Annotated in this window: 21 protein-coding genes and 2 tRNA genes; 16 read left to right on the top strand and 7 right to left on the bottom strand. The window is 46.3% G+C overall.

Going from position 1 to position 25,108, the window contains the following annotated elements:
- The first annotated feature begins 2 nt into the window (after positions 1-2).
- The 7 genes from tolR (at position 3) to L4D06_RS18330 (ending at position 6,516) form a co-directional block, all read left to right on the top strand.
- Complete coding sequence (tolR, locus tag L4D06_RS18360; RefSeq protein WP_274166153.1) at positions 3-449, top strand: protein TolR; 447 nt, start codon at positions 3-5, stop codon at positions 447-449.
- Between the two features lie 13 nt (positions 450-462).
- Positions 463-1,557, top strand: coding sequence for a cell envelope integrity protein TolA (gene tolA, locus L4D06_RS18355; RefSeq protein ID WP_429740655.1), 1,095 nt, complete (start codon positions 463-465; stop codon positions 1,555-1,557).
- Positions 1,558-1,569: 12 nt separating this feature from the next.
- Positions 1,570-2,922 carry a Tol-Pal system beta propeller repeat protein TolB gene (tolB, locus tag L4D06_RS18350; protein WP_429740654.1) on the top strand — a complete coding sequence of 451 codons (1,353 nt, stop codon included), beginning with the start codon at positions 1,570-1,572 and terminating at the stop codon, positions 2,920-2,922.
- A gap of 33 nt (positions 2,923-2,955) precedes the next feature.
- Positions 2,956-3,477, top strand: coding sequence for a peptidoglycan-associated lipoprotein Pal (pal, locus tag L4D06_RS18345; RefSeq protein WP_274166150.1), 522 nt, complete (start codon positions 2,956-2,958; stop codon positions 3,475-3,477).
- A 16-nt stretch (positions 3,478-3,493) separates the two neighbouring features.
- A complete protein-coding gene (ybgF, locus tag L4D06_RS18340) occupies positions 3,494-4,222 on the top strand; it encodes a tol-pal system protein YbgF (RefSeq protein ID WP_429740653.1) in 729 nt (242 codons plus the stop codon).
- A gap of 222 nt (positions 4,223-4,444) precedes the next feature.
- Positions 4,445-5,506, top strand: coding sequence for a quinolinate synthase NadA (gene nadA, locus L4D06_RS18335; protein WP_429740652.1), 1,062 nt, complete (start codon positions 4,445-4,447; stop codon positions 5,504-5,506).
- 146 nt (positions 5,507-5,652) lie between these two features.
- Positions 5,653-6,516 (top strand): bile acid:sodium symporter family protein, encoded by an 864-nt coding sequence (locus tag L4D06_RS18330; protein ID WP_429740651.1) that lies wholly within the window; start codon positions 5,653-5,655, stop codon positions 6,514-6,516.
- A gap of 44 nt (positions 6,517-6,560) precedes the next feature.
- Here the strand turns inward: L4D06_RS18330 and L4D06_RS18325 are convergent, their stop codons facing one another.
- On the bottom strand, positions 6,561-8,027 hold the full coding sequence (locus tag L4D06_RS18325; RefSeq protein WP_429740650.1) for a sensor histidine kinase: 1,467 nt from the start codon (positions 8,025-8,027) through the stop codon (positions 6,561-6,563).
- On the bottom strand, positions 8,005-8,685 hold the full coding sequence (locus tag L4D06_RS18320) for a response regulator (RefSeq protein ID WP_429740649.1): 681 nt from the start codon (positions 8,683-8,685) through the stop codon (positions 8,005-8,007). Before L4D06_RS18320 ends, L4D06_RS18325 begins: the two co-directional genes overlap by 23 nt.
- A gap of 154 nt (positions 8,686-8,839) precedes the next feature.
- Here L4D06_RS18320 and L4D06_RS18315 point away from each other — a divergent pair, with 154 nt between their 5' ends.
- Positions 8,840-9,337 (top strand): GlcG/HbpS family heme-binding protein, encoded by a 498-nt coding sequence (locus L4D06_RS18315; protein ID WP_429740648.1) that lies wholly within the window; start codon positions 8,840-8,842, stop codon positions 9,335-9,337.
- A gap of 99 nt (positions 9,338-9,436) precedes the next feature.
- Here the strand turns inward: L4D06_RS18315 and dbpA are convergent, their stop codons facing one another.
- Together dbpA and L4D06_RS18305 are read right to left on the bottom strand one after the other, a co-directional pair.
- Positions 9,437-10,822 carry an ATP-dependent RNA helicase DbpA gene (gene dbpA / locus L4D06_RS18310; protein WP_274166143.1) on the bottom strand — a complete coding sequence of 462 codons (1,386 nt, stop codon included), beginning with the start codon at positions 10,820-10,822 and terminating at the stop codon, positions 9,437-9,439.
- Between the two features lie 338 nt (positions 10,823-11,160).
- Complete coding sequence (locus L4D06_RS18305; protein WP_429740647.1) at positions 11,161-11,736, bottom strand: UPF0149 family protein; 576 nt, start codon at positions 11,734-11,736, stop codon at positions 11,161-11,163.
- Positions 11,737-11,936: 200 nt separating this feature from the next.
- Between L4D06_RS18305 and L4D06_RS18300 the strand changes: the two genes are divergently transcribed.
- From L4D06_RS18300 to L4D06_RS18265, 8 genes are all read left to right on the top strand, one after another.
- Positions 11,937-12,024 (top strand) — tRNA-Ser (locus L4D06_RS18300).
- Positions 12,025-12,109: 85 nt separating this feature from the next.
- Positions 12,110-12,238, top strand: a complete 129-nt coding sequence (locus L4D06_RS18295) for a hypothetical protein (protein ID WP_429740646.1) — start codon at positions 12,110-12,112, stop codon at positions 12,236-12,238.
- Between the two features lie 204 nt (positions 12,239-12,442).
- Positions 12,443-13,057 (top strand): DUF1449 family protein, encoded by a 615-nt coding sequence (locus tag L4D06_RS18290; RefSeq protein ID WP_017008236.1) that lies wholly within the window; start codon positions 12,443-12,445, stop codon positions 13,055-13,057.
- A 24-nt stretch (positions 13,058-13,081) separates the two neighbouring features.
- Positions 13,082-15,166, top strand: coding sequence for a peptidase (locus tag L4D06_RS18285; protein ID WP_429740645.1), 2,085 nt, complete (start codon positions 13,082-13,084; stop codon positions 15,164-15,166).
- A gap of 59 nt (positions 15,167-15,225) precedes the next feature.
- Positions 15,226-20,091 (top strand): DNA repair ATPase, encoded by a 4,866-nt coding sequence (locus L4D06_RS18280; RefSeq protein WP_429740644.1) that lies wholly within the window; start codon positions 15,226-15,228, stop codon positions 20,089-20,091.
- Positions 20,092-20,796: a phospholipase D-like domain-containing protein gene (locus tag L4D06_RS18275; RefSeq protein ID WP_429740643.1), complete on the top strand. Its 705-nt coding sequence runs from the start codon at positions 20,092-20,094 to the stop codon at positions 20,794-20,796. It begins immediately after the preceding gene.
- A gap of 15 nt (positions 20,797-20,811) precedes the next feature.
- Positions 20,812-21,873: a toxic anion resistance protein gene (locus L4D06_RS18270; protein ID WP_017016515.1), complete on the top strand. Its 1,062-nt coding sequence runs from the start codon at positions 20,812-20,814 to the stop codon at positions 21,871-21,873.
- Positions 21,874-22,228: 355 nt separating this feature from the next.
- Positions 22,229-22,316 (top strand) — tRNA-Ser (locus tag L4D06_RS18265).
- Between the two features lie 561 nt (positions 22,317-22,877).
- Here the strand turns inward: L4D06_RS18265 and L4D06_RS18260 are convergent.
- From L4D06_RS18260 to L4D06_RS18250, 3 genes are all read right to left on the bottom strand, one after another.
- Positions 22,878-23,798, bottom strand: coding sequence for a manganese-dependent inorganic pyrophosphatase (locus tag L4D06_RS18260; protein ID WP_274166136.1), 921 nt, complete (start codon positions 23,796-23,798; stop codon positions 22,878-22,880).
- Positions 23,799-23,965: 167 nt separating this feature from the next.
- On the bottom strand, positions 23,966-24,457 hold the full coding sequence (locus L4D06_RS18255) for a hypothetical protein (RefSeq protein WP_274166135.1): 492 nt from the start codon (positions 24,455-24,457) through the stop codon (positions 23,966-23,968).
- 24 nt (positions 24,458-24,481) lie between these two features.
- Positions 24,482-25,042 (bottom strand): porin family protein, encoded by a 561-nt coding sequence (locus L4D06_RS18250; protein WP_429740642.1) that lies wholly within the window; start codon positions 25,040-25,042, stop codon positions 24,482-24,484.
- Between the last annotated feature and the right edge of the window lie 66 nt (positions 25,043-25,108).

Raw genomic sequence — 25,108 nt, 5'->3', positions numbered from 1 at the left:
CCATGGCTTATCAACCTAAACGTAGGAAGATGACGGCGGAAATCAACGTCGTTCCTTACATCGATGTCATGTTGGTGTTGCTGATTATCTTCATGGTAACGGCCCCCTTTGTCACACAAGGCGTGGATGTTGAGTTACCACAGACATCGACGGCGAAAACTGCCGCAGAACTCGCGAAGGAAGAAGACAGTGGTGCTTTTATTATTGTTGAAGTCGATCAAAATGGCGGCTTAGGCTTGAGTGTCAATAACGGTGATATGGCTCGTGGTCTTTCTATGCAAGATATACTGGTACGCGTAAAAGCTGAATTGGAAATCAATCCTAAATCTCCCGTATTAGTGGGAGGCGACGGACGCGTACCTTATTCAGAAATCATTTTAACATTGGACGCATTGAGTAGTGCGGGAGTCTCATCCGTGGGGCTAATGACCGAACCGCATAATTCATGAAATGAGAAACTGAATGAAGAATAACGATAATAAAGGATATACGGGCGCTACGGTCATATCTGTATTGTTACATACCGCGCTTTTCGTGGGGCTTCTTTGGGGGGCTGATTTCACTAGAGTCTCGCATCAGCCATCAGGACAGAGTATTGAAGCGGTGGTGATTGACCCAAGTGTGGTCAGTGAACAAGCCCGTAAAATTCGACAGCAACGCGATGAAGCTAAGCGTCAGGAAGATGACCGCTTACGACGTTTAGAACAGCAAGCCGATTTACTAGAGAAGCAGCGTGAGCAAGAAGAAAAACGCTTGCGTGAACTAAGAGCCGAAAAGCTAACTGCAGAGAAAGCGGCACGCGAAGCAGAAACAGAGCGTAAACGAAATGCTGAAGCTCGCCAGAAAGCAGCCGAAGAGCAACGTAAGGCTGAAGAAGCAACACGTATCGCGCAAGAAAAATCTGCAGCTGCTGAAGCTGAACGTAAACGCCAAGTCGCGGAACAGCGTAAAGCCGAAGAGGCAGCGAAGAAAGCCGAAGCAGAACGTGTTCGAGCTGAGCAAGAACGCAAGAAAGCGGAAGAAGAACGCGAACGTCAAATAGCTGAGAAAAAACGCGCAGAAGAAGAAGCCCGCAAAGCTGAAGAGGCGCGTAAGCAAAAAATCGCTGAGCAGAAAAAAGCGGAAGAAGCAGCACGAAAAGCAGAGGCTGCTCGTGTAGAAGCTGAACGTAAGGCTGAAGCCGCACGTAAGAAGCAAGCAGAGCAGGAGGCTGCTCTTAACGAGCTTTTTAGCGGTCTCGAGTCCGAATCTGAAAACAGAGGTTCGGCTCGAGGGCGATTTGTCAGTGACGAAGTTTCAAGATATGGCGCAATTTACACGCAAATGATTCGCCAGAACTTATTGGTAGACAATAGTTTTCTGGGTCAAGAGTGTGTAGTGAAAATGCGGATAGCCAGCAGTGGCTTGTTGTTAGATGTGACAGAAGTAGGTGGAAACGCGTCACTGTGTCGGGCGACGAAAACCGCTGTATTGAAAGTGTCATCCTTCCCGATGCCGGAAGATAAAGATGTTGCGGCTCAGCTTCAAAATATTGAGCTGACTGTCAAACCAGAGTAAGAGGGATTCTTCATGTTGAAACGCGTATTCTTTGGTGTGATTACGCTAGTGCTTGCGGCCATTCAACCCGCGCAAGCTGAGCTAAAACTGGTCATCACTGAAGGGGTAAACTCAGCACGTCCTATCGCAATTATCCCGTTTAAATGGGAAGGCGAGGGTAAGCTACCCACCGATGTGTCGTCTGTGATTGCCTCAGACTTGCAGCGCAGTGGTAAATTTAGCCCCGTACCGACGGATAAAATGCCACAAACGCCGTATAGCGAAGCTAGCGTTGACTTTAATGATTGGACTGCGATGGGGGTTGATGCCTTAGTCACTGGGAAAATCAGCCCAACACCTGATGGCAAGTACCTGATTGAATACCAGCTTATTGATGTGGTTCGTGGGCAGCTTACTGGCGGGCAAAGCAAAGGGTTATCTACCTCGGGCGAGTTGGTTCTGACTAAAGATCACCTTCTTCTCAATAACCGTAAGACTGTTGCCGCTAACCAACTTCGCCAATATGCACACCGTATCTCCGATTTGGTTTATGAGAAGCTAACAGGAGAGAAAGGCGCGTTTTTGACGCGAATCGCTTACGTTGTTATCGATGATGAAGCGGAGCATCCTTATCAACTTCGCATAGCTGACTATGACGGCTATAACGAACTATTGGTATTGCGCTCTAAGCAACCGTTAATGTCTCCTGCTTGGTCACCTGATGGCAAACAATTGGCTTACGTGAGTTTTGAGAACGGCCAAGCTCAAATATTTATTATGAACATCTACACCGGTGAGCGCGAAATGCTCTCGTCGTTCCCGCGTCACAATGGCTCACCGCGTTTTTCTCCTGATGGAAGCAAACTCGCTTTGGTGCTGTCAAAAACCGGTAGTTTGCAAATCTACGTGTTAGATCTGAAAACACGTAAAATGGAGCAAATTACCAAAGGACGAGCGAACAACACCGAGCCTTTCTGGGATCCGGACGGGAAGTCTTTGATCTTTACGTCAGACCGGGGTGGTAAACCACAGATTTATCGAGTAAATTTAGCCGATGGTTCTGCTAACCGAATCACTTGGCAAGGCAGCCAGAATCTCGGTGGTCAACTGACTCCGGATGGTAGATACCTTGTAATGGTGCACCGCTCGGACTCGGGCTACAACATTGCAAAACAAGATTTGCAGTCGGGTGCGGTAGAAATTCTAACTAAGACAATGTTGGATGAATCTCCAAGCCTTGCCCCAAATGGCAGCATGGTAATTTACAGCTCGGTTTACGGACGTAACAACGTACTTTCATTGGTTTCTATTGATGGACGATTTAAAGCACGTTTACCAGCTACAAATGGTCGGGTGAGAGCGCCTGCGTGGTCCCCATACCAATAATATTTGCGCTTATTTGATATAAAGGAAAACAAGATGCAACTTAACAAAGTACTTAAGGGTTTGGCTGTAGCGCTGCCTATGTTTACACTGGCAGCATGTAGCTCAAGCGATAGCTCTACTGATAGCACGGGTTCTGAAACTAACAAAGGTTCAGAAACCACCATTGTAACGCCAGTAGATGGCGGTCAAGGCAGCCTGACTGAGCAAGAGATTCGTAACAACGAATTGCGTCAGTCGCAAACTGTTTACTTTGGTTTTGATGACTATTCAGTGTTGCCACAATTTGAAGATATGCTAGATGCACACGCAGTATTCCTGCGCGCAAATGCAGAGATCAAAGTGGTTGTTGAAGGTCATGCCGATGAGCGCGGTACACCTGAATACAACATCGCGTTGGGTGAGCGTCGTGCAAACGCAGTAGCTAAATACTTGCAAGCACTGGGTGTTCCATCTTCTCAAATTGCTATCGTGAGCTACGGCGAAGAAAAACCTTTGGTTCTTGGCCAAGGTGAAGAAGCTTACGCTAAGAACCGTCGTGCGGTTCTGGTTTACTAATTAGAAGGTAAATCCTATGAACAGTAACACTTTGCGTTCTCTTTCGCTGGCGTTACTGGTCAGTGTGGCGGCCCCTGTGGCTGCCGCACCTGCTCCGGTGACTGAGTTAGGCAGTAATAGCTCTGTAGAGCGGTTGGAGCGACTATTAGAAGCGCGCAATCAGATGCAGATTGACATGCAAAACCAGCTAGAGCTAATGGCTGGCGAGCTGGATGAGTTGCGCGGTAATGTCGAAAGAAATAGCTACGAATTACAACAGATGTTGGAGCGTCAGCGCGAGCTTTACCGAGAGGTAGACGCGGTGAGAAATGCTAAGCCAGCACCCGCTGTGGTTACCAAGCCTGAAGATCCAGCATCAAAAGAGTCATATTCTTCAGATCAATCTGAAAACGCACAATACGACGCAGCCGTAAATCTCATTCTGAAAGAGAAAAATTACGCGGGTGCTACCGACGCTTTCAATGCTTTTCTTGCGAAATATCCTGAATCGATTTACAAGCCCAATGCCCATTATTGGCTAGGCCAATTGTATTTCTCCAAAAGCGATCTCGCAGCGGCTAAGACGCATTTCACTGCGGTGAGCCAAGTTGCTAAGTCAAGCAAGCGTGCAGATGCGATGTTGAAATTGGGGATGATCGCTGAGAAACAAGGTGATGTGGCTACTGCGAAAAGTTTATTTAGCGCAGTTGTTAAAGAATACCCTGGTACGACAACGGCAAATCAAGCTGAGAAGAAGCTTAAATAGCTTTCATTGATCAATATATTCTCGAGAACCGGCGTTAAGCCGGTTTCTTTTTTCTGCGGCTGAGAAATAACATTTACCCGGACAAATGTTTATCCCAAGCAACCTTTCTTGGTCGCTAACGCGTTGGTTGTAAACATCTTGAAGTCGTGCAAGTTTAAAGGATGAAAATTTCACCTTAAGCTGGGTATAATACTCGAATTGCTAGTAAATCTGAGTAAGTCGATGAGCCAGATTATTAATACCGCCGAGACGGTATATCCTTTCCCTCCGAAACCAGAAGTGTTGTCTGCCCAGCAAAAAGCAGACTACATCGAAAGCATCAAACAACTGCTAATTGAAAAAGACGCAGTGATGATTGCCCACTATTACACTGACCCTGAAATCCAAGCGCTGGCCGAAGAAACGGGCGGCTTTGTTGGTGACTCTCTTGAAATGGCGAAGTTTGGCAACAAACATCCAGCGAAAACACTGCTTATTGCGGGTGTTCGCTTTATGGGTGAAAGTGCGAAAATTTTGACGCCAGAAAAGAATGTGATCATGCCAACGCTGGAAGCCGAATGCTCGCTGGATCTCGGTTGTCCTGATGACAGGTTCTCTGCGTTTTGCGATGCTCACCCTGATCATACGGTGGTGGTTTACGCCAATACATCGGCTGCGGTAAAAGCGCGTGCTGACTGGGTAGTAACGTCATCGATTGCATTAGAAATCGTCGAGCACCTCGATGAGCAAGACAAGAAAATCATTTGGGGGCCTGACCGCCACCTAGGCGCTTATATTGCGGAAAAAACTGGCGCTGATATGCTGTTGTGGCAAGGTGAATGCGTAGTACACGACGAATTTTCTGCAAAAGCACTACGTGATATGAAAGCGGTGTATCCTGACGCTGCGATTCTGGTTCATCCTGAGTCTCCAGCAAGTGTGGTACAACTGGCAGATGCTGTCGGCTCAACGAGTCAGCTTATCAAGGCGGCTAAAGAACTTCCTCAGCAGAAAATGATTGTCGCGACAGACAAAGGCATTTTCTTCAAAATGCAGCAAGTCGTGCCAGATAAAGAATTGATTGAAGCGCCAACCGCGGGAGCAGGGGCAACCTGTCGTAGTTGTGCTCACTGTCCTTGGATGGCAATGAACGGCTTGAAAGCGATTGAGACTGCGCTACGAGATGGCGGTCAAGACCACGAGATTTTTGTCGATGAAGCAATTCGCGTGAAATCTCTGATCCCACTGAATCGCATGTTAGATTTTGCTGCCGATCTGCAACTCCAAGTTAAGGGCAACGCATAAGTTTGATGCTCCCTCGAGTTTAAAGGCGAACACACTGTTCGCCTTTTTTGATCTGATAGATTGTTTTGATATTTCAGCCTGCCAAGTACAAGCAAAATGAAACAAAAGAAAAGGGTAGGCTGTTTCTACGTCAGTAAGGATATTTTATGAGCCAAACCATGCTCACCATTGGCTTACCCGTCGCGCTTGCGTGGATGATGTTCTGTGTGGGGTTAACTCTCACTGTGGCGGATTTTAAGCGTGTTTCCCAATTCCCCGGTAAAGTGGCTGCAGGCTTGTCAGCGCAGCTCATTGGTTTACCCATCATAGCGTATTGCTTGATTCAATTATTTAACCTGCCTGAGGTGGTCGCGGTAGGGCTTTGGATATTGGCGTTGGCGCCTGGCGGTGCATCGTCAAATGCTATCTGTCACCTTTGTGGCGGGGACTCTGCACTCTCCATAACGATGACGGCGATCAGTAGTTTGATCATTCCGTTTAGCTTGCCTTTAATGCTGCCATTTGTGTTGTCTGATGTTTCAGCCATTATTCCTTTGAAGACAGCTATCCTGCAGCTTATAGCGGTGACTTTATTGCCTGTGTTGCTTGGGATGGCGATTAAGCACTATTGTTCGTCGGCGGGCTTTGAGCGATTTGCTCAGTTTGCTGGTCGCACGGCGTTATGGGCACTCTTTTTTACTGTGGCAATTACCCTGGCAGCGAACACGAAAGTGTTTAATCAACTCTTTTCCGTCGCCTCTATCGCGGTGCTCCTTCTTTGTTTTCTCGGCATGGCGTTGGGAGTGGTCGTTGCGAAAGGGTTGGGCGGTGACACGACATTGTCGAAAACACTATCCATTGAAGTGGGTATTCAAAATGCTGGTACGGCGATATTCGTTGCTGTGGTTCAACTCAATCAGCCGCAATTGGCGCTGACGCCTCTCTTATACGGCATTTTGATGAACATCCCTGCGATTATCTTGATTGTGATGAGCCGCAGGAATACCTGCGCCGCTCGCTCCACCCGCTGATTTAGAGAATTACATGGGCGATGTGCTGGTACTCGCCCATGTATTTATTGCGACGTATTTCGTGTTAAACGAATCGTGAAGGTACTGCCTTTGCCGACTGTTGAATCAACAGTCAATTGCCCACCTAAACTTTCTGCAATAGCCATCGCATGGGCGAGCCCTAGACCGTAGCCCTCAGTTGTTCTGCTTTCATCGGCACGATAGAGTTTCTTGAAAATTAAAGCGTGTTTGTCTTCTTGAATGCCAATGCCAGAGTCCGTTACTGCAATACTGCCAATGCCATTTCTCTCGTAATAAGCCAATTGAATCTTGCCACCTTTCGGTGTGAACTTTAGGGCGTTATCAATAAGGTTAACCAATATCTGGATGAGCTTTTCCTCATCGGTTAGTAAAGTTGAAGACGCGTTTTTTATAACATCTAATTGAATGCATTGGTCCTCCGCTGTTTCCTCGTACCAACCAGCAACTTTCGTCAACGTTGCATTGATATCCACTTGAGAAAGCTTGGGAGTAAGGCGTCCTGCGACTTCATCATTGATTTTCAGTAAGGTAGTAAGCATTTGATCGGTTTGATTGGATGATTCTAAACAGTCGGCTAAGGCGTCTTTCATCACTACAGCGCTATTCTCACTCTCTGTGTCTGTGAGTAATCCTTTCTCAGCAGACAGCCTCAGACGGGACAGTGGCGTTCTCAGGTCGTGTGCAATGGCATTTACTGTGTCATCCATGCTTTTGATTACTTTGTGCAGCCGAATTAGCAATAAATTCACGCTACGGTTGATACTGGAAAGATCGTTTTTTTTGGCCTGTTTCGCCAAGTTCAAGGTATCGCTCATACTCTCCAGAGGGCTTTGACTAGCGTCATCAAGTTGCCGTGCCAAGATAAACAACGGAGATAGCGTAGAATGGATAAGTCGCCAAACAAATAAAAGACTGATGGTGGCCAACACGAGTAGTGCAAGCCCTATTCGATACCATTCATTGATAACCGTATCCAAATTGGAAAAAGTGGGCTGCACCATAATGTAACCTTGGTCTTTGGCGACCAAAGGCACCGTTAGAAAGGACTCGGTTATCAGTTGCTGATACCAATTTTCAGTATCTGATAATTCATTGTTGGGTACAGAAGACTTAGCGTTGGAGATCTTAGTGGAAAAAGCAGTCAACGCTGATACGGTTGGGGTTAATTCCGCACCTGACACCGAGTGAAAAGTCGTGGTGTTTGGTACATCTTGTTTCAACACCGTTATGTTGTTTTCTTGAAGCCGTTCAGGGTTTGCTACTACCACATGGGTTAATTTTTCGGCGCCATTAAAGGTCAAAATACGTTGGTATTCTGCACCCATAGAAGAAAGAATTTTGATGTCATTACTATGCATCCTATAGAGCAACAAGACTGCAATAACCATTTGTACGATGAGCAAGCAGGTCAGCAATACTGCGACAAAACGAAAAAATAGCGCCTTTTGTGTGTGTGTCAGAGCGTTCCTAACACTCTTTTCTGAGGACATAGCCAACCCCTCTAATGGTGTGAATAAGAGGAAGCTTAAAATCTTTATCAACCTTAGATCGCAATCTACACACCAATACATCTACAACATTGGTTTGAGGGTCGAACTGATACCCCCAAATTTGTTCCAAGATAACGGTTTTCGACAGTACTCTTTCGGGGTTGCGTAGAAAGAGTTCTGTGAGAGCATATTCCCGTTTGTTGAGGGGGATAGCGAGGTTGGCCCTGATGAGTTCTCTCTTGATGATGTCTAATTGCAGGTCGTCGTAATGTAATTGGGTCGAAATGGCATTGTCAGGTTGCGCTCGTCGAGTCACTGTGTGGCAGCGCGCGAGCAATTCGGTAAACGCAAAGGGCTTCACTAGATAGTCATCAGCACCACATTGGAGCCCGCTCACTCTTTCTTCCACTGAATGTTTGGCACTGAGAATAATGACAGGAACGATAAACCCTTGTCCTCTCAATTGGCGAAGCATTTCTAAGCCATCCATTTCTGGCAGCATGATGTCTAAAATGACCACATCAAATTGATCATGAGTGGCGTAATACAGCCCTTCATAGCCTGAACTTGTCAACGTCACCGTGCATCCTTCCTGCTCGAAACCTTGGGTTAAGAAGCGCTGAATGTGAACATCATCTTCCACGATCAGTAGATTCAATGGTTGTCTCCTTTGCTGTGTTCTCCGTAACTTACCAAAGTGAACATGGGATTTGGCGTTCATTACTAAGGTGTAATGTTTATGAAAGTATGGGGCAATTTGGGGGAGTTAGATTGTGTTGCGAGCAATATGATGAACTCATGGAGATTTAGGTATGAAATCAGCAACCCAAATGTGTACGTTCGTTCTTGGTACGGCGCTTTTTACCACTTTTTCTGTACAAGCAAAAATCGACACTGTTAGTGTCCCTTCTTTATCAACAGATTCAGCATTAGCGCTTGCTGTGGAAGCTGTTGAACAGTGTCAAAAAGAGGGTTACGCAGTGACAGCGACCGTTGTAGACCCGGCTGGGCGTGTGCTAGCGCAGTTACGTGACGATAAAGCAGGTTCACATACGCTTGAGAGCTCTCGTCAGAAAGCATTCACTGCGGCGAGTATGAAACAGCCAACAGGAAAACTGATGAAGCTCATTGACGAAAAGCCCATCTTACAACCTTTGCAGAACATGGATGACAACCTATTGCTACTTGCAGGTGGTTTGCCATTGACAGTGAAAGGTGCGGTTGTTGGTGCTATTGGTGTGGGAGGTGCCCCAGGCGGTCATTTAGACGTAGCATGTGCAGAAGCAGCAATTAAGAAAGTCAGCAAATAAGAAAGTCAGCTTGGACAAAAAAACGAAAATGCCCTCATGCCATTTCTGGATGAGGGCATTTTTTACAGTGCGATATGGCGCATTATATAGCTTGTTCGATTAGCGTAATTGCCAAACGCGGTAAGTACGGCCTTTGATTTTGCCTGAAGACAGCTTATTCAAAGCGTGTTTTGCAACATTTCGTTTTACTGCAACATACGAACGATAATCGGTGACTTTAATCTTACCCACTTCGCTGCCCTGGATTCCATCATCACCGGTCAATGCACCGAGAATATCGCCTGGGCGAACTTTGTTTTTCTTACCTGCTTCGATGTGCAATGTTGTCATCAAAGGAGTGCGAGGCATGTTGTTCATGGCTGAATCGTCTGGAAGCGCTTCGCCTTTAATGTCATGGTTTAGGTAGTCTTGCAGTAATGCAATCTTATAACCATCTTCTTTGCCAAAGAAGGTATGTGCTGCGCCTTCGCTTCCAGCTCGACCTGTACGACCGATACGGTGAATGTGTACTTCGGTATCAAATGCCATGTCGTAGTTGATTACCGCATCTAGCGCTTCAATATCTAGACCGCGTGCCGCGACGTCGGTAGCAACCATAACGGTGACACTTTTGTTAGCAAACTTGAGTAACATTTGGTCACGGTCGCGTTGCTCAAGATCACCATGCAGTGCAACTACAGAGAAACCTTCGTTATCGAGCACTGCAGCTACATCTTTAACGTCACGTTTGGTATTACAAAATACCACGGCGCTTTCTGGTTGGTGTTTGAGCAGCAATAGCTGTAGGGCACGCATTTTATCTTTGTTACTGTTGCATTCATAAAAGTGCTGAGAAATGCTGCTGCTATCGTGGTTTGACTCAACTTTAACCATCACTGGAGCGGTCATGATTTGACGGCTGATGCTTTGGATCTGCGTTGGGAAGGTCGCACTGAATAGCAGTGTTTGGCGGTTTGCTGGCATGTCTTGGAAAATAGCATCCAAAGCAGGTTGGAAACCCATCTCAAGCATTCTGTCAGCTTCATCAAGAACCAGTGTGTTCACTTCTTCTAGTGACAGACGGCCTTTATCAAGGTGATCAAGAATACGGCCTGGTGTGCCAACAATAATGTGAGCACCATGCTCAAGCGAGCCAATCTGTGGTCCCATTGGAACACCGCCACACAGCGTCAGTATTTTGATGTTGTGGATACCACGAGCTAATTTACGAAGCTCAATAGCAACTTGATCTGCCAGCTCGCGTGTTGGGCACAAAACCAGTGATTGAACGCGGAAGCGTTTTACATTTAGGCGATTGAGCAAGCCAAGGCCAAATGCCGCAGTTTTACCTGAGCCTGTTTTACCCTGACCAATGACATCTTTCCCATCGATAATGGCTGGAAGGCTTTGTGCTTGGATAGGCGTCATTTCCGTGTAGCCAATATCAGTAAGTGTAGAAAGCAATTCGGCTTTCAACGGCAGGGTAGAGAATGCTTGTGTGGTCACAGGAAAATTCCAGAATGTAATGCCAGGGTAATGGCGGATAAAAACAGGGGCAGGACTATATCAGGATTGTTGGCAAACTGCGCGAAAAGTTTGCGCAAAACAATACCAATCAGAACAAGTATTCAGTCACTTTTGCTGGGTAGAATCGGCAATAGCTGCGTCAGAGATTTGAAAACAGAATAGCTCGCTACTCCAATCTCTTCTTTAGCTCTTGATGATTCTTCCTGCGTAAATGTATGACTGCAGGAAGAATCTGAATGGCATAAGCCGTTTAGGCCGCTTTATTATTGGTATTGCTCGTCAATGTCAGTCATTGCAGTGAGCGAGTTAGTTTAAGATTATTGCTGCTCTACCATTTGGTATCCGCGCATTGTTAAACCACATAGCATGACGGGCATACCGTTAAATATTTCCTCAAACTGCGCGAGTTCTGCCGCACCGAGTTCGTCCATCGTCGCGAGTGCGGACTCTGGGTCAAACAGCAAGCTAATAGAAAGGAGTACGCCGCCAAGCAATGCATTCTCTGGCGACTCCTCAGGCATAATGGTTTCCCAATCATCACGAGCTAGGGTCCAGCCTTGAAGCATACCTTCGCAGTATTCACGGGTTGCTTGGTTCACAATCTCGGCTTCGCTTAATGCGCAGGCTTCTGGCCATGTCCATTCATTAGCGAGCAGAGCTTGGCGTTGTGCGTTCCACATGTCGACGATGATACCTGCGTACGCTTCGAGTTGTTCTGTGTTATTGAACGGTGCTTCGTCTTCACCGCCCCACATAAATGCAAGCCACTCGCTTGGGTCGATAAGGTTAGGAGCCGCAGCCATGGCGGTGACAAACCCTTCCGTTTGTTCAGCGGACAGTACAAAAGGCTCTAATCCGTTTTCAGTAATAAATTGTGCTAGCGAGTTGGTCATGATTCGTTCTCTGTTCCAGTGTTGGGTAATATTCTATCAGCCAGAATGAGAATGCGAGAGCAAAATGCGTAACGCAGTGTAAAAACAACTCAAGCCGATGGAAACTTAAACACTTGCGCTCAAATTTGCGATTTATCGTTGACCTGACTAAAGCGCTTCCCTATAGTTACGCCCCGTTGAGACGATAAGTCCAACAAAACGGTGAGTTGTCCGAGTGGCTGAAGGAGCACGCCTGGAAAGTGTGTATACGGCAACGTATCGAGAGTTCGAATCTCTCACTCACCGCCACATTCAAAACCCAAGCAGAAATGCTTGGGTTTTCTCGTTTCTGGCTTATGAAAAACATAAGAAGCAGAAAGGTGAGAGTACCAGAATGACGAGTCATGTCTCCCTCACCGCGATATTCGAAGCCCTAGCAGCAATGCTGGGGCTTTTTCGTTTCTGCGATGTGGCTCATTTCAACGAAAAATTCATCGTCATCGCAATGAATAGCACTCAGTAATTGTCTCATTTCTTAATCATTGGCTGTAAGGCCGAGTTTGTGTCTTGTATAAGAATTTGGCGGCCTATTTTTTTGAACCGAATCATATAAGCCTGTTATATAGGTTTAAAACTGACCATTCTCAGTTAGTCTTGGACAGCTTTGTAAAAAGCTTAGACATCAAAACAACGATAAAACATAAAACTTTGTTTAGAGTGACGTTATATGGCAGTTGGTGAGTTTCTGGGCATGCTGATGGCATTTCCTACAAGCGTATTTTTCATTCCGTTTGTAGTGTTTTTCCTCATTATGCTCGTAGATCTGGTTTTTAATGTGGTGGAAGGCTTCACGGCTGATCTTGACATTTTTGACCTTGATAATATTCCTGGCGCAGGGTTGTTATTGCCTCAGGTGTTATCCAAAGTCCCTCTTATGGTTGCGTTGTGCGTATCGTGCTTTATCGCAACCGTCATATCGTTCTACTCCGCGCAAGTGAATAACAACCTGTTTTCAGGTGTTACAAACCTTTTGATTGATCTCGTATCAATCCCAATCGTTGCTTACCTCTCCCTTGCAATATCTGCGTTGTTGTTAAAGCCACTCGCGCCCTTGTTCGACCGTAAAAAGGCGTTTGCTCAGGTTGACTATATTGGCCTGAAAGCGCGGGTTCACAGCAACGTCGTTAACAAAGAAAGAGGGGAAGTCGTGGTATTGCATCAAGGTAATGAGTTTTTACTTGATGTCATGCTGCAAGACGAAAGCACTATTCAATACGGAGAAGAAGTGGTCATCGTCTTCAAAGATGACACTTCAAATCGCTACGTGGTAGCGAAAGCATAACGGACTATAAATCAGGAGTTGGAAATGGAAATTTCCCCTAGCATCATTTTTATCGGCATTGGCATCGGCGTTTTCCTTCTCGTCATGGTATTTCTCACCTCTCGTTATAAAAAAGTACGTGGTGAGGGTGATGCACTTATTGTGAACGGACTTCACCGTACACGCGCTTCGTTAACCGGCACATTCGTATGGCCGATTGTTAACCGATTCGAATATATGGACATCACACGTAAGAAAATCTCTGTTGTACGCAGTGGTCGTAAAGATCAGGAAGGCGAAGAATATGAAGGTCTTCACTGCCGAGACAACATCCGAGCGGACTTAAGAGTTGATTTTTATATCGGTGTAAACCATGAAGAAGAAGACATCGTTCGTGTAGCCAAACTCTTCACAGCACATGAAGCCTCGAATCTTGAACGTTTAAAAGAACACTTCCAACCTAAATTTTCAGAAGCATTGAAAACGGCGGTAAAGCAATTTGAGTTTGAAGAATTGCTGACCAATCGCCGTGCGTTCCGTGATGCGGTTGTTGAAGTTATCGGCAGCGAAATGGATGGTTTCAAAATCTACGATGTGGTTATCGATAAAGTTGACCAAACCGCGCTGGATGCTCATAGCCCGGACAACATTCTTGATGTTGAAGGTATTCGTAAAATCTCAGCAATTACTGCTCAAAAGAACACAGAAACGAATGCTATCCGTCAGGATGAACGCACAACGATGAAGAAGAAAAACGTTGAAGCGGAAGCAAACCGTCTGCAGTTAGATAAGCAAGAAAAAGAGAGTATTGCGCGTACTCAACGTGAAGTTGACATTATTACCGCGCAAGAAGAAGCGCTAGCGGCTGAGAAACGACAGGAGTATTTGCGTGTCACTGAGTTGGCGAAATTAGAAACGGAAGAAGAAGTGTCCAAGAAGCGTGAAAGCGTGGAAATGGAAGTTGAAATGACCCGTATCGCCAATCAGCGCCAAGTGGCTATTCAGCAAGAAGAGCTGACCCGTTCTGTTGAAACAGAAAAAGTACGTACAGCGACGGAAGTGGCTGAGCGTGAAATGCAGAAAGAGACAACGGTTGAAGAAGCGCTTAAATCTGTTTCCGAAACACGCTCTCAGCGTGTTGAGATTGAACGTAAAATTGCGCGTGAAGAGGAAGAGACTGAAAACCTTCGTGTTAATGAGCGTGTAGGCCGTGAAAAACGCGTGAAGATGATTGAAGCAGAAGCGGCTGCAGAAGCCGCGCAGCTTGAATTATTGGTTGGTGCTCGCGCTGAGAAAGATGCAGCAAAAGAACGTGCAGAGCGTTTGCTGATTGAAAATGAAGCCGAACTTAAAGTGAAAACCCGTGATGCGGAAAATGACCTAGCCGTGAAGACACGCGAAGCGGAAGCGGAGCATATTGTCACGACTAAACGCGCTGAAGCGGGCTATGTGGCGAAAGAACGTGAAGCTGCAGCCAAAGAGCGTATGGCACATGCTGAGAAAGAAATGATCAGTGCAACGGGTCTTGCTGAAGTCGAAGTGGATCGTGAGCGTGCTCAGGCCATTAAAGAAACTGGCGAGGCAGAAGCGTTTGCCATGCAAAGTGCAGGTGAAGCAGAAGCGCAGGCACTTCGTGCTAAGGGTTTGGCAGAAGCAGAAGCACAGACTGCACGCTTTGAAGCGGCGCAACAATACGATGAGCATACGCGCGACCACGATAAGTGGGTGATGCAACTGCAACAAGATAAAGATCTGGAAATCGCGCGCATTGATGCACAGAAAACCGTGGTCAGTGAAAACGCGAAAGCATTGGCAGAGGCACTGTCAAAAGCAGATATTCGTCTGTTTGGTGGTGAAGGTATGGAACAGATTCGCCGTACCATCATRGATGCCTCTGCAATTGATGCCAAATTTGAGCAATCGAAAGTGCTGAACCCATTGGTTTCCGAGTATGTGGATGGAAACCGAAGCCTACCAGAAGATTTGAAAGCTATTTTGGAGAACACTGAACTGAAAAGCAGTGACTTGAGCAATGTTGCGTTAGCAAGTTTGTTGAACTCGCAAGGTGGGGCAACTGAGCTGTTAAAGAAAATTCAAAGCTCAATGGAACCGTCATCAGACGATAAATAACCCTTCATTTCTTCTCGCAGAATCCCGCTTCTTATGAGGCGGGATTGATAGGTATTATTATGTCAGAGACGACTCAACAAGCTGTGAGTGAAGGCGGTGCGTACGAGGTTCTCAAATCCCGCCTGTCCCAACAGGGCAACCAGCTAAAAACCCTTTCTCAGTCTTTCAATCATCAACGTCAGGACGTATTTGGCGGCCAAGAGCTCTCGCTGATTGGTAAAGCCAATGTACAAACTGATGCCAAATGTATTCCCATCGATATGGCGCAGGTAAACCAACAATTGTTGTTTGGTTACCACGTGCAGGTAGGTATGAAGGCAGCGCCATCATTGGATGATGTGTTTGGCCTTTATCAACTTCATGAAAATGAAGGTACGTTTCGTGTCGAGTCTTTAACGTTAGAAAACAGCTTCTTGAATGATGCGCGCTTCGTGCATGAGTTTACCGAGCTGTTTACCTATTACCGGGACGCACGCTTATCTCAAATCTCGCGTCAGGAGAGTATTCTTTATATCGCGTTTCAAATTGGCAGCCGACCCGAAGACCGTAAGGTGTTTCGCTTCCAGTTGAATGCCAATTCCGCCGAGTACATGGATTCTTACGGTCATGCACCGCTCGAAAGCGCGACACAGCATGATTTTGATTGGATAGCTACGACGCGTGAAGATCATGTGTTGGGTGAACATCCGCATGTGTCTATTCGAGATAAGCTATTCGTTGAGTGTGTGGGTGGGGATTTGACCATCAAGGTTGAAGACAACACCTCAGAAGGAAAAGGCATTTATCGCGAAGATGTGGAAGATGCGCATCAGAGTATTGCCGATGCGCAAATCGACTATGCCTTTATTGGCGAGCTGATTGCATTGCGGGTGAAGCCAAACCGCGAAAAACATAGCCGCTACTTTCTTTACAACCCACTTAATCAATCCGTGACACGGGCAGATGCGCTGCGTGAAAGCGCAAAATCCTTGCCTGAAGATCATGGTGTGCTTTACGCAAACGGTTATGTGCTCGCCAATGGTGAAAGCAAGCAGTTCGATTTTCCTGCCAATAATCTCAAATTCTTCCAAAAAGTCATTTCACCCAACGGTGAAGACATTCTGTATTTCTTCTTCAATGCGGTGGACGGTTACTACATTGCCTTCACTTATAACCTGATTGAGAAAAAGTTCGAAGCACCCATGGAAAGCCATGGTTATAGCCTTTATCCCGATGGACGCTTCCTTGTTTTTCAATTGTCTGAAAATGCGGAAGCCTCCACTATCCACCCTTTGCGTATTTGGGATACGCCGTTTTCAACGCCAGAACACTATGCCCTCGAAAATGCCAAAGGTGATGGCAGCAGCCCGCTATTTAATCTTGGCAATACTGAACTGGTTCGCGCCTTATCGTCTGTTTTGTCAATTTGCCAATTAGCACAGACAGAGGAGGTGACGCAGGCGGCGTTTGAAATGCTTCTCAAGCAATGTCAATCAACGCTTGATCATTACACCTGGCTCGGCCACGAATACGCGTTAGGCATGGGAGATGCCATTAGCGAACTGATGGGCACGGCGGACAAAATCATCGATGAATTCGCCAAGGTTCAGCAGCTTCAAAGTCATGCTGCACAAAGTATTGAAGATCAGAACAGGATCGTTTCTGACCTGATCGGAAAGATCAAACTTGCACCGAAAGAACAAGCCAACACTTTGCTTACCTTACTTTCAGAAGTGAAAGGGCAGGTGGGTGCAGTGATGGCGCTGCGTCAGCAGCATTACATTGATGAAGAGCGGATTGATACCTTACTGGAAACACTTCAGGAGCAGCGCGAAAGTCTGAATCTGCAGTTGCTAAACCTTCTGCAGGATGAAAAGGCTTACCTGCCTTTTAAAAAGCAAATCCAGACCATTGAAACGCAGCTTGAAGAGGTGGATAAAACCGCTGAAATTCAGATCCTGCAAGATCAGGTTGAAACGCTAAGAAGCGAACTTCAATTGGTGACGGAAGAAGTCACGGACATTGAAACGGATGACCCGACACAAGCGACACGGATTTTAGATTTGACGACGGAAGTGTCGTCAATGCTCAATACTGTCTCCGCGAAACTTCGTGGTAAGTCTAAAGGCCTTCAAAGTGAAGAAGCGCAAGCTGAATTCAGTGCGCAGTTTAAGTTGCTTAGTCAATCTGTTAGTAGTGCGATGGAGCAGGCAACAAGTCCTGACGACTGTGACAATCAGCTAGCGAAACTGGTTGGTCAATTGGACAAGCTTGAATCTCGTTTTGCTGACTTTGACCAGTTTCTCGCTGAAATTTATGCCAAACGAGATGAAATTCAATCAACGCTCGATAACCACAAACAGCAATTGATTGCGGCTCAACAGCGTCGTATTCAGAACCTTCTGCAAGCTGCTAACGTCACCATGTCGAGCATCGAAAAGCGCGTGGAACGCTTTGATGATGTGGCGGGGCTTAACAGCTACTTCGCAACAGATGCAATGGTGCTGAAGCTGCATCAACTGTCGACAACGATTCGAGAGTTGGGTGACAGCGTGAAGGCTGACAGTGTCGATTCGAAGATCAAGTCACTGCAGGATCAGTCTTTGCGTTCGCTGCGTGACAATCAGGATATCTTCGAGCAGGGAGGTAAAGTCCTTCGTCTTGGTAAGCACCGTTTTAGTGTGAATCAACAGCCGCTCGATCTCAGTCTTGTTGATCATGACGGTCAATTGTCTACGCACATTTCGGGTACGGATTTTTACCAATCTGTTGAAGATGAAACCTTCCTAACGCTCCAATCTATGTCCCGTTTGGATGTGGCATCAGAAAGCGAAGACGTGTATCGCGCAGAATATTTGGCGTACTTGATTCTGCACGGTGCTGAACTCAATACCGATGGGTTGAGTCTCGATAAGCTCTACGCCGATCAAAAAGAAGGCTTGTTGAGTGAGTGCATACAAAAATTCGCTGCACCTCGCTACAAAGAAGGTTATGTGAAAGGTATTCACGACAACGATGCCATTCGTATTTTGGACAAAGTGTTACCTATCTACCAGCAAGCGGGATTGCTACGATTCAGCCAATCAGCCCGTTCCTCTGCGTTGCTGTGGTTGCTCGCTCAAGATAGCCAAATAGTGGAACATTATCGTCAACAAGCCATCAATGCGCAGCTATTGCGTGAACATTTGAATTCGTCAGAGGCTTATCAACTGTTGCAAACTCAGCTGGTGGCGTTACTCGAGGCTGAACAAGCGAATGAGGCTGCAGAGTATCTGGTGAACTTACTGGGTCAGAGTGAACTCAACATTGAAGTCAGTCAGGATGCCCTAACGCTTTGTGAAGACTACCTTCAGTTTCGTCGCAGCCTGGGTTGGCAGCAAGCTGATGAAGCCATTGAAACAGCGTTTGCTGATCACAAACAATGGTTGACTGCTTATACGTCTCGTAAGCAGTATGGCGAAGCGTTTGTTCTGGAAGCCGCGACCATCACTGTGTTGAAATCATGTTCTAATTTCTCCATCGGCAGTGTCGACTTCTCGCTGCTTTGCAGCATTGACGGCTTATTGGGTGAGCATGATCGCATTGAAAAAGGTCAGTTAACACTGGTGTTAGATGATTTTATTCAGCGTAACGAGCATCACCGAACTGCGGTGGTTCCGCAGTTTGATGCTTACCTCAATCAACGCACAGAGCTCCTCAATACCGCGAAAGATGATTTCCGACTCGGGGAATTCAAACCTCGTCCTCTTACATCTTTTGTTCGAAACAAACTCATCAGCGAAAGCTATCTGCCATTGATTGGCGATAACTTTGCCAAACAGATGGGCACCATGGGTGATAAGAAACGCACCGATTTGATGGGGATGCTGCTACTGATTTCGCCGCCGGGTTACGGTAAAACCACCTTGATCGAATACGTAGCACACAAGCTTGGCTTGGTGTTTATGAAGATCAATGGCCCGTCTATTGGGCACCAAGCCACCTCACTTGATCCTGCTGATGCGCCTGATCAAAACGCCGCGCGCGAAATCGAAAAAATTAACCTCGCCTTTGAAATGGGTAACAACGTGCTCTTGTATCTTGATGATATTCAGCACACCCACCCTGAATTTCTTCAGAAATTCATTTCACTGTGTGATGGAACACGTCGCATTGAAGGTACGTGGAAAGGCAAAACCAAAACCTATGACATGCGTGGCAAGAAGTTCGCGGTTGTGATGGCGGGTAACCCGTATACCGAAACTGGTGAAGCGTTCCGTATTCCGGATATGTTGTCGAACCGTGCAGATATCTACAACCTTGGTGACATGCTGTCTGATCAGAAGCAAGCGTTCGAACTCAGCTTCATTGAGAACTCTCTGACGTCGAATTCTGTACTTGCACCGCTAGCGACCAGAGACTTGAATGACCTTTACCGCTTTGTTCGCATGGCAGAAGGGGAGAGCATTGCACTGAGTGACATGAGCCATTCGTATTCGGCGACCGAATCCAATGAGATTGTCTCTACGCTGCAAAAAATGATGATGGCACAGCAAACCGTGCTCAAGGTGAATCAGCAGTACATCAAATCCGCCGCTACGGCGGATCAGTATCGTGTTGAGCCACCGTTTAAGCTGCAGGGTTCTTATCGAAACATGAACAAACTTGCCGAGAAAATCTCGTCAGTCATGACCGATGAAGAACTCAACACCATGCTGCAAGATCACTATCAAGGTGAAGCCCAGACATTGGCGGCGGGTACGGAAGAAAACCTGCTGAAACTTGCTGAACTGCGTGGTGATATGACACCGGAACAACAAGGACGTTGGCAGGAAATCACTGACGGATATCAACGCCAACAAATGATGGGTGATTCCGAAGACCGTGCAGGACAAGTAGTACAACAGCTCGCCATGCTGAACCAACATGTTGCCCGCTTTGGTGGTAACAGCCAAGGAGGCAATTAAATGAATCGACAAAAATGGTCGGCGTGGCTGGAAGCCTCGATTGAAGATTACCGCTTAGACGACAATGAACGCCGAGAGCTTCAAGCTGAGCTTGCTGAATCGGTGTTAAGCGATGAAGACCGTTCTTATCTGCGTAATTTGAGTTTCAAATTGGTGCAGAAAGAAATCGCAAACCAAGGCGATGCTGCAGCTCTGGTACGTTGGCTGGAACGCGTTGTGAAAGTGCTAGATAACATCATGAGCGCGAGTTCAGCGGAAACCGCAACGAGTTGGTTCTCGCCTGGGAGAACGTGTGCTGCGGGTATTATTGAACAGCTAAAACTCGCTCGTCATTCCATTGATATCTGCGTGTTTACCATTGCAGACAACGATTTGACCAAGCATATTCTTGATGCTCACAAGCGCGGGATTAAGGTGCGTATCGTGACGGACAACGACAAGATGTACGACAGGGGGAGTGACGTAGAGTACCTCGCCGAACAAGGCGTTGCCGTCAAAATTGATACGACTCAGTACCATATGCACCATAAGTTTGCGATATTTGACGAACAAAGACTGATTAACGGCAGTTTTAACTGGACGCGCAGTGCCTCCAAATATAATCAGGAAGATATTACGCTTACCGATGATCGCAGGTTTGTTACTGCGTTCTCAAGGCAGTTTGAAACGCTATGGCAGAAGTTTCCCTGCCATAAGCCGTCATAGAGACAGGGAGATCCAATGACTGAATTGACGAATCCTCAGAGTCAGGTGCTGGATGTTGAGGTGACACCTCAAATCGTGGCTTTGGCTGAACAGTTTGATGCGTTTGATACCGTTGCCACGATTACCTTTGGTAAAGGTGCGTTGGAAAAGATCACCGCATTCTCTGATGAAGTCTTAGAGCAAGTCCGTGTTCGTGACAGCGGTGAGGCAGGAGATATTCTGCACGCCATGGTGTCATCCATGGACAGTGCTGAGTTCGACAACCTTGGTAAGAAGAGCCTGTTATCGAGGCTTCCGTTGGTGGGCGAACTTTTTGATTCTTTCAAAAAATTCTCGGCGAGTTTTGATTCGGTGAAAGGTCAATTAGAGCAGTTATCAGGCAGCTTAGAAGCGCAGGAAGTAAAACTTGCGCATGATATTACGCAGCTAGATACGCTTTATGATCATAACTTAGAGTTGCTTGCGGGGTTAGATCAGTACATCGCGGCGGGTAAATACAAACTGAACGATCTCACACAGAACGTCCTGCCTGATTTGCTTGCGCAATCTGAGCAAAGTGGTGATGCCCTTGATGCGCAAAAGTACCGTGATGCTTCTCAAGCCATCGCGCGTCTTGAAAAACGTGTTCACAACCTTGAGTTAACGCGTTTGGCTGCTATTCAAACTGCGCCTCAAATTCGCCTCTCGCAGGAAGGCAATAAAATGTTGATGGAGGATATTCAAGATATCGTCCATAACACCTTCCCGCTATGGAAACGCCAGTTCTTGATTGCGATTTCCAATTATGAAAAGGAGAAAGCGTTGAAGGTGACGCGTGCGGTGAAAGACTACACCAACAAGCAGTATGTTCAGAATGCCGAGAAGCTCAAGGCGCTGGAAGAGCAAATTGCCGAGAACTATCAGCGTGGCATTCTTGATCTGGATTCATTGGAAACCGTGAATCAGCTGACGATTGAAACCTTGAATAACACCTTGTCTCGCGTCAAAGAGGGCAGAGCCCAGCGCGAGCATGCGCAGCAGGTGATAGAAAAGGCAGAGCTGGAGTTGAAGAAAGCGTTAGAGCAGACCTTGTCTTGATATAACGTTCTGTTGCGATACACATAGAGCCTCGGCAGCAATGCTGGGGTTTTTTATTGGGGTTGTGAATTTGAGGGTCGCGTTGAATCTGTGACGTGATATTACGAAGGTTTGTGAGCATTGATTTGAGTTTCAATCCGCTGGTATCCGTGATTTTATCTACACCTGAGGTTCCTTCTTCAAACTGAAGGTAAGGTTCAGCTCTGAGTTCTACTAATTGAGATTGTTTAGTGATGCATGGGGCTGGCTAAATGCCGAGCAATTGAACGTTACGTGTTGTTCAAAGCATTGACGCTGAAAGGGTAAATACTTATAGTAGCGCCCGTTGAGACGACAAGTCTAACGACAAAAGCACGGTGAGTTGTCCGAGTGGCTGAAGGAGCACGCCTGGAAAGTGTGTATACGGCAACGTATCGAGAGTTCGAATCTCTCACTCACCGCCATATTTAAGAAAAAAGACGCTAAGGCGTCTTTTTTCGTTTCTGAATCTCTTTAATCCGCTGGCTGAAGTTTTTCGCCTTGCAAAGCTTAACTCCTTCACCGTCCGATAAATCGTTCTAATTTGTCCATCTGCGATAACTTTCTATCCCAAATAAACAAAAACCCAAGCGATTGGCTTGGGTTTATTCATTCGGTTTACGTGCCGAGGGAAGTGCTCATTCACTTGAGCAAGAGCAGTGTCAATGATGGCACCGCACCGTATCCTTATTAGAGTACTCCACCCCAGTACATTGCATTGATCATGGTAAATGCAATAGTGACACCCATCATTACGAAAAGTGGGGCGTACTTGGATAATTTGGCAGTAATCTTTTGTGACACAGTGTCTTCCTCTTGGCTAAATTTTGCACAGATTATGCATTTTTTTGTGACACCCATCAATAGTGGTTCATCGAATATTTCACTAAAAAGTGGAAAGAGAAATGCACAATAAAAAACATCGTTCAAAATTAGGACGTTAAAAAAGGGCGAAGCCGCCCTTTATTATTTTTCAAAGGAAAAACTTAGTTGAAGCTGTCTTGAAGTGGCGGAACCACTTGCTTCTTACGGCTCAATACACCGTCAAGCCAAACTCGGCCATTTTCAGTTTCTAGGCCGTATGCACGTTCAACAATGGTCACGTCATCAGAAACAACAAGTAACTCAGAGCCTTCTTTCATGATGTCCGTTAGAAGAAGCATGACTGAGTGGCGTTGGCCTTCTTCTTTCAGTGCTGCGATATCAGCTTCCAATTCTGCTTTGATTTCGTCAAAAACAGACAGGTCAACAACTTCTAGTTGGCCGATACCTACCAAGTTACCGTTCATGTTGAAGTCTTTGAAATCACGCATAACAAGGTCACGTGCAGGTGTACCAGCAACCGCAGATTTCACGTTGAACATATCCATGCCAAGTGCTTGTACGTCTTCAATGCCTGCGATCTTCGCAAGATCTTCAACGCAACGAATATCTGCAGTGGTGCAGGTTGGTGATTTGAAGATCACGGTATCGCTTAGGATCGCGCAAAGCATGATGCCAGCGATATCTTTAGGAATAGCGACGCCGTAGAAGTCGTACATCATTTTGATAACTGTGTTAGAACAGCCAACAGGACGAATCCAACACTCTAGAGGCGTAGACGTCGTCAGGTCACCCAGTTTGTGGTGATCAACGATACCGACAATGGTTGCTTCCGCAATATCATCCGGTGCTTGAGTCAGTTCAGAGTGGTCAACGATGTAAACCTCTTCTCCCGCGTAGCTGAGTTTCAGCTCTGGTGCTTCGAAGCCAAAGCGCTCTAGGATAAACGCGGTTTCAGGTGATAGTTCACCCAAACGTGCAGCGATAGCTGGCTCTTCGATTTGGTTTTTCAGGTACGCTAGTGCAATTGCACCGCAGATTGAATCTGAATCAGGGATTTTATGTCCCACAACATACATTGGCATAGTTGGCTCTCGTCATGCTCACATTTGAATTTTTGCGCATTTTACCAGAGTGTCTCTAAATGTACATTGGCCCTTTGGTATAGAAACATGGCAAAGGTGCGCTGTCCCTAAAAGGTTGAAGTTGGCGCACATTTATTATGTATATCCATTTATGGGTATAACACTCCCTAAAGGGGAAGGATAACGCCGACATTGATCTGAGGAGACAAACCACTTGGTAAGTAGGTCTCTTGGTGTCGGAAGTAATTCAACTCAAGCCCGTAACGTATTTTGATCGGTAAGTTGTAATCAAACACTAGTGCGGCGGCTACACTCGGCCCGTAGGCTTTGAGATCCTCGCGGTCTCTACCGTAGTAATTTCGGCTCCCTTTATACTCAGCGAGTCCTGCCTCCATTTGTACCGAGTATGCTTGATACTTTTTCTCTTCGTACTGCACACCGACTCGGTAGTGTTTGATAGACTCTTTGTCAGAAAACCAGTGAGAGTCGGATATACCAAAGCTGCCATAAACAGCCTCGAAACCCATCACATCTTGAACCCCCAGCTGCGCGCCAATACCCCACTGTAACCCCATTTTTAGGTCAGGAGAAAAGTGAACATCCGCAGCGGCAAAGGAGCTAGTGAAAAGTGTCGCCGCACAGAGTAATTTTTTTATCATGAGATCTTTCCTAATAGCGGAGGGTTAGAATTTATAGCCAACAGTTAAAGAAAACTGATCGGTATATGCATCATCCATCAGGTAATCGAGTCGTAAATCGGCATAGAGACCTTGAGTTAAAGCCCCTCTAACACCGATACCAAAGTAAGGCGCTGACTCTTTATAGGATCGAGACGAGGAGTTGGAATCGCCAAAGTGGATATCCAGTGTGTCTTTGTAATTCGCAAAACCGACTGCGCCATAAGGCTTAATGGAAAAATTGTTCTGTTGGAAGGTGTATCCGATGTCAGCGTCAAATTTGAACGTATTGGTACTGAGGTCTGCACCGAAACGTTGTGAGTTGAAATAGTACTGAACACTGTCACTGGTGTTGCTATAGGAAAGGTTTACACCGAAGATTCTGTTGATGTCGTAACCATACTCGAGTTTGAAGCCAGACCCCCAATCAACACGCTCACCTTGTGTGTTTTCAATATCAGTAGTGGTAAAACCAATACCCACCCGATGACCAGAAAAATCATTAGCGGCAACAGAGAATGGGAGGATGCAAAGAGATAGGGATGCTGCGATTAGTTTACGTTTCATGATTGCTCTCTATGATGTGTAAAGAGCGTCCCTGCTGTTTTTAACGCCTTTTCCAGTTGGCAAAAG

The sequence above is a fragment of the Enterovibrio makurazakiensis genome (assembly GCF_050336585.1).
In the GTDB taxonomy this organism is placed as follows: Bacteria; Pseudomonadota; Gammaproteobacteria; order Enterobacterales; family Vibrionaceae; genus Enterovibrio; species Enterovibrio gelatinilyticus.
Note: the sequence above shows the minus strand (reverse complement) of the source record. Positions and strands in the feature narration are given on the sequence as shown.

Excerpts from the sequence above, each read along its gene's own strand:
- L4D06_RS18330 (WP_429740651.1), top strand. The coding sequence starts at position 5,653 with ATGAGCCAAACCATGCTCACCATTGGCTTACCCGTCGCGCTTGCGTGG.
- ybgF (WP_429740653.1), top strand. The coding sequence starts at position 3,494 with ATGAACAGTAACACTTTGCGTTCTCTTTCGCTGGCGTTACTGGTCAGT.
- pal (WP_274166150.1), top strand. The coding sequence starts at position 2,956 with ATGCAACTTAACAAAGTACTTAAGGGTTTGGCTGTAGCGCTGCCTATG.
- L4D06_RS18280 (WP_429740644.1), top strand. The coding sequence starts at position 15,226 with ATGTCAGAGACGACTCAACAAGCTGTGAGTGAAGGCGGTGCGTACGAG.
- L4D06_RS18290 (WP_017008236.1), top strand. The coding sequence starts at position 12,443 with ATGGCAGTTGGTGAGTTTCTGGGCATGCTGATGGCATTTCCTACAAGC.
- L4D06_RS18255 (WP_274166135.1), bottom strand. The coding sequence starts at position 24,457 with ATGATAAAAAAATTACTCTGTGCGGCGACACTTTTCACTAGCTCCTTT.
- tolA (WP_429740655.1), top strand. The coding sequence starts at position 463 with ATGAAGAATAACGATAATAAAGGATATACGGGCGCTACGGTCATATCT.
- L4D06_RS18270 (WP_017016515.1), top strand. The coding sequence starts at position 20,812 with ATGACTGAATTGACGAATCCTCAGAGTCAGGTGCTGGATGTTGAGGTG.
- L4D06_RS18275 (WP_429740643.1), top strand. The coding sequence starts at position 20,092 with ATGAATCGACAAAAATGGTCGGCGTGGCTGGAAGCCTCGATTGAAGAT.
- L4D06_RS18315 (WP_429740648.1), top strand. The coding sequence starts at position 8,840 with ATGAAATCAGCAACCCAAATGTGTACGTTCGTTCTTGGTACGGCGCTT.
- L4D06_RS18250 (WP_429740642.1), bottom strand. The coding sequence starts at position 25,042 with ATGAAACGTAAACTAATCGCAGCATCCCTATCTCTTTGCATCCTCCCA.
- L4D06_RS18260 (WP_274166136.1), bottom strand. The coding sequence starts at position 23,798 with ATGCCAATGTATGTTGTGGGACATAAAATCCCTGATTCAGATTCAATC.
- tolR (WP_274166153.1), top strand. The coding sequence starts at position 3 with ATGGCTTATCAACCTAAACGTAGGAAGATGACGGCGGAAATCAACGTC.
- L4D06_RS18295 (WP_429740646.1), top strand. The coding sequence starts at position 12,110 with ATGACGAGTCATGTCTCCCTCACCGCGATATTCGAAGCCCTAGCAGCA.
- nadA (WP_429740652.1), top strand. The coding sequence starts at position 4,445 with ATGAGCCAGATTATTAATACCGCCGAGACGGTATATCCTTTCCCTCCG.
- L4D06_RS18325 (WP_429740650.1), bottom strand. The coding sequence starts at position 8,027 with ATGTCCTCAGAAAAGAGTGTTAGGAACGCTCTGACACACACACAAAAG.
- L4D06_RS18305 (WP_429740647.1), bottom strand. The coding sequence starts at position 11,736 with ATGACCAACTCGCTAGCACAATTTATTACTGAAAACGGATTAGAGCCT.
- tolB (WP_429740654.1), top strand. The coding sequence starts at position 1,570 with ATGTTGAAACGCGTATTCTTTGGTGTGATTACGCTAGTGCTTGCGGCC.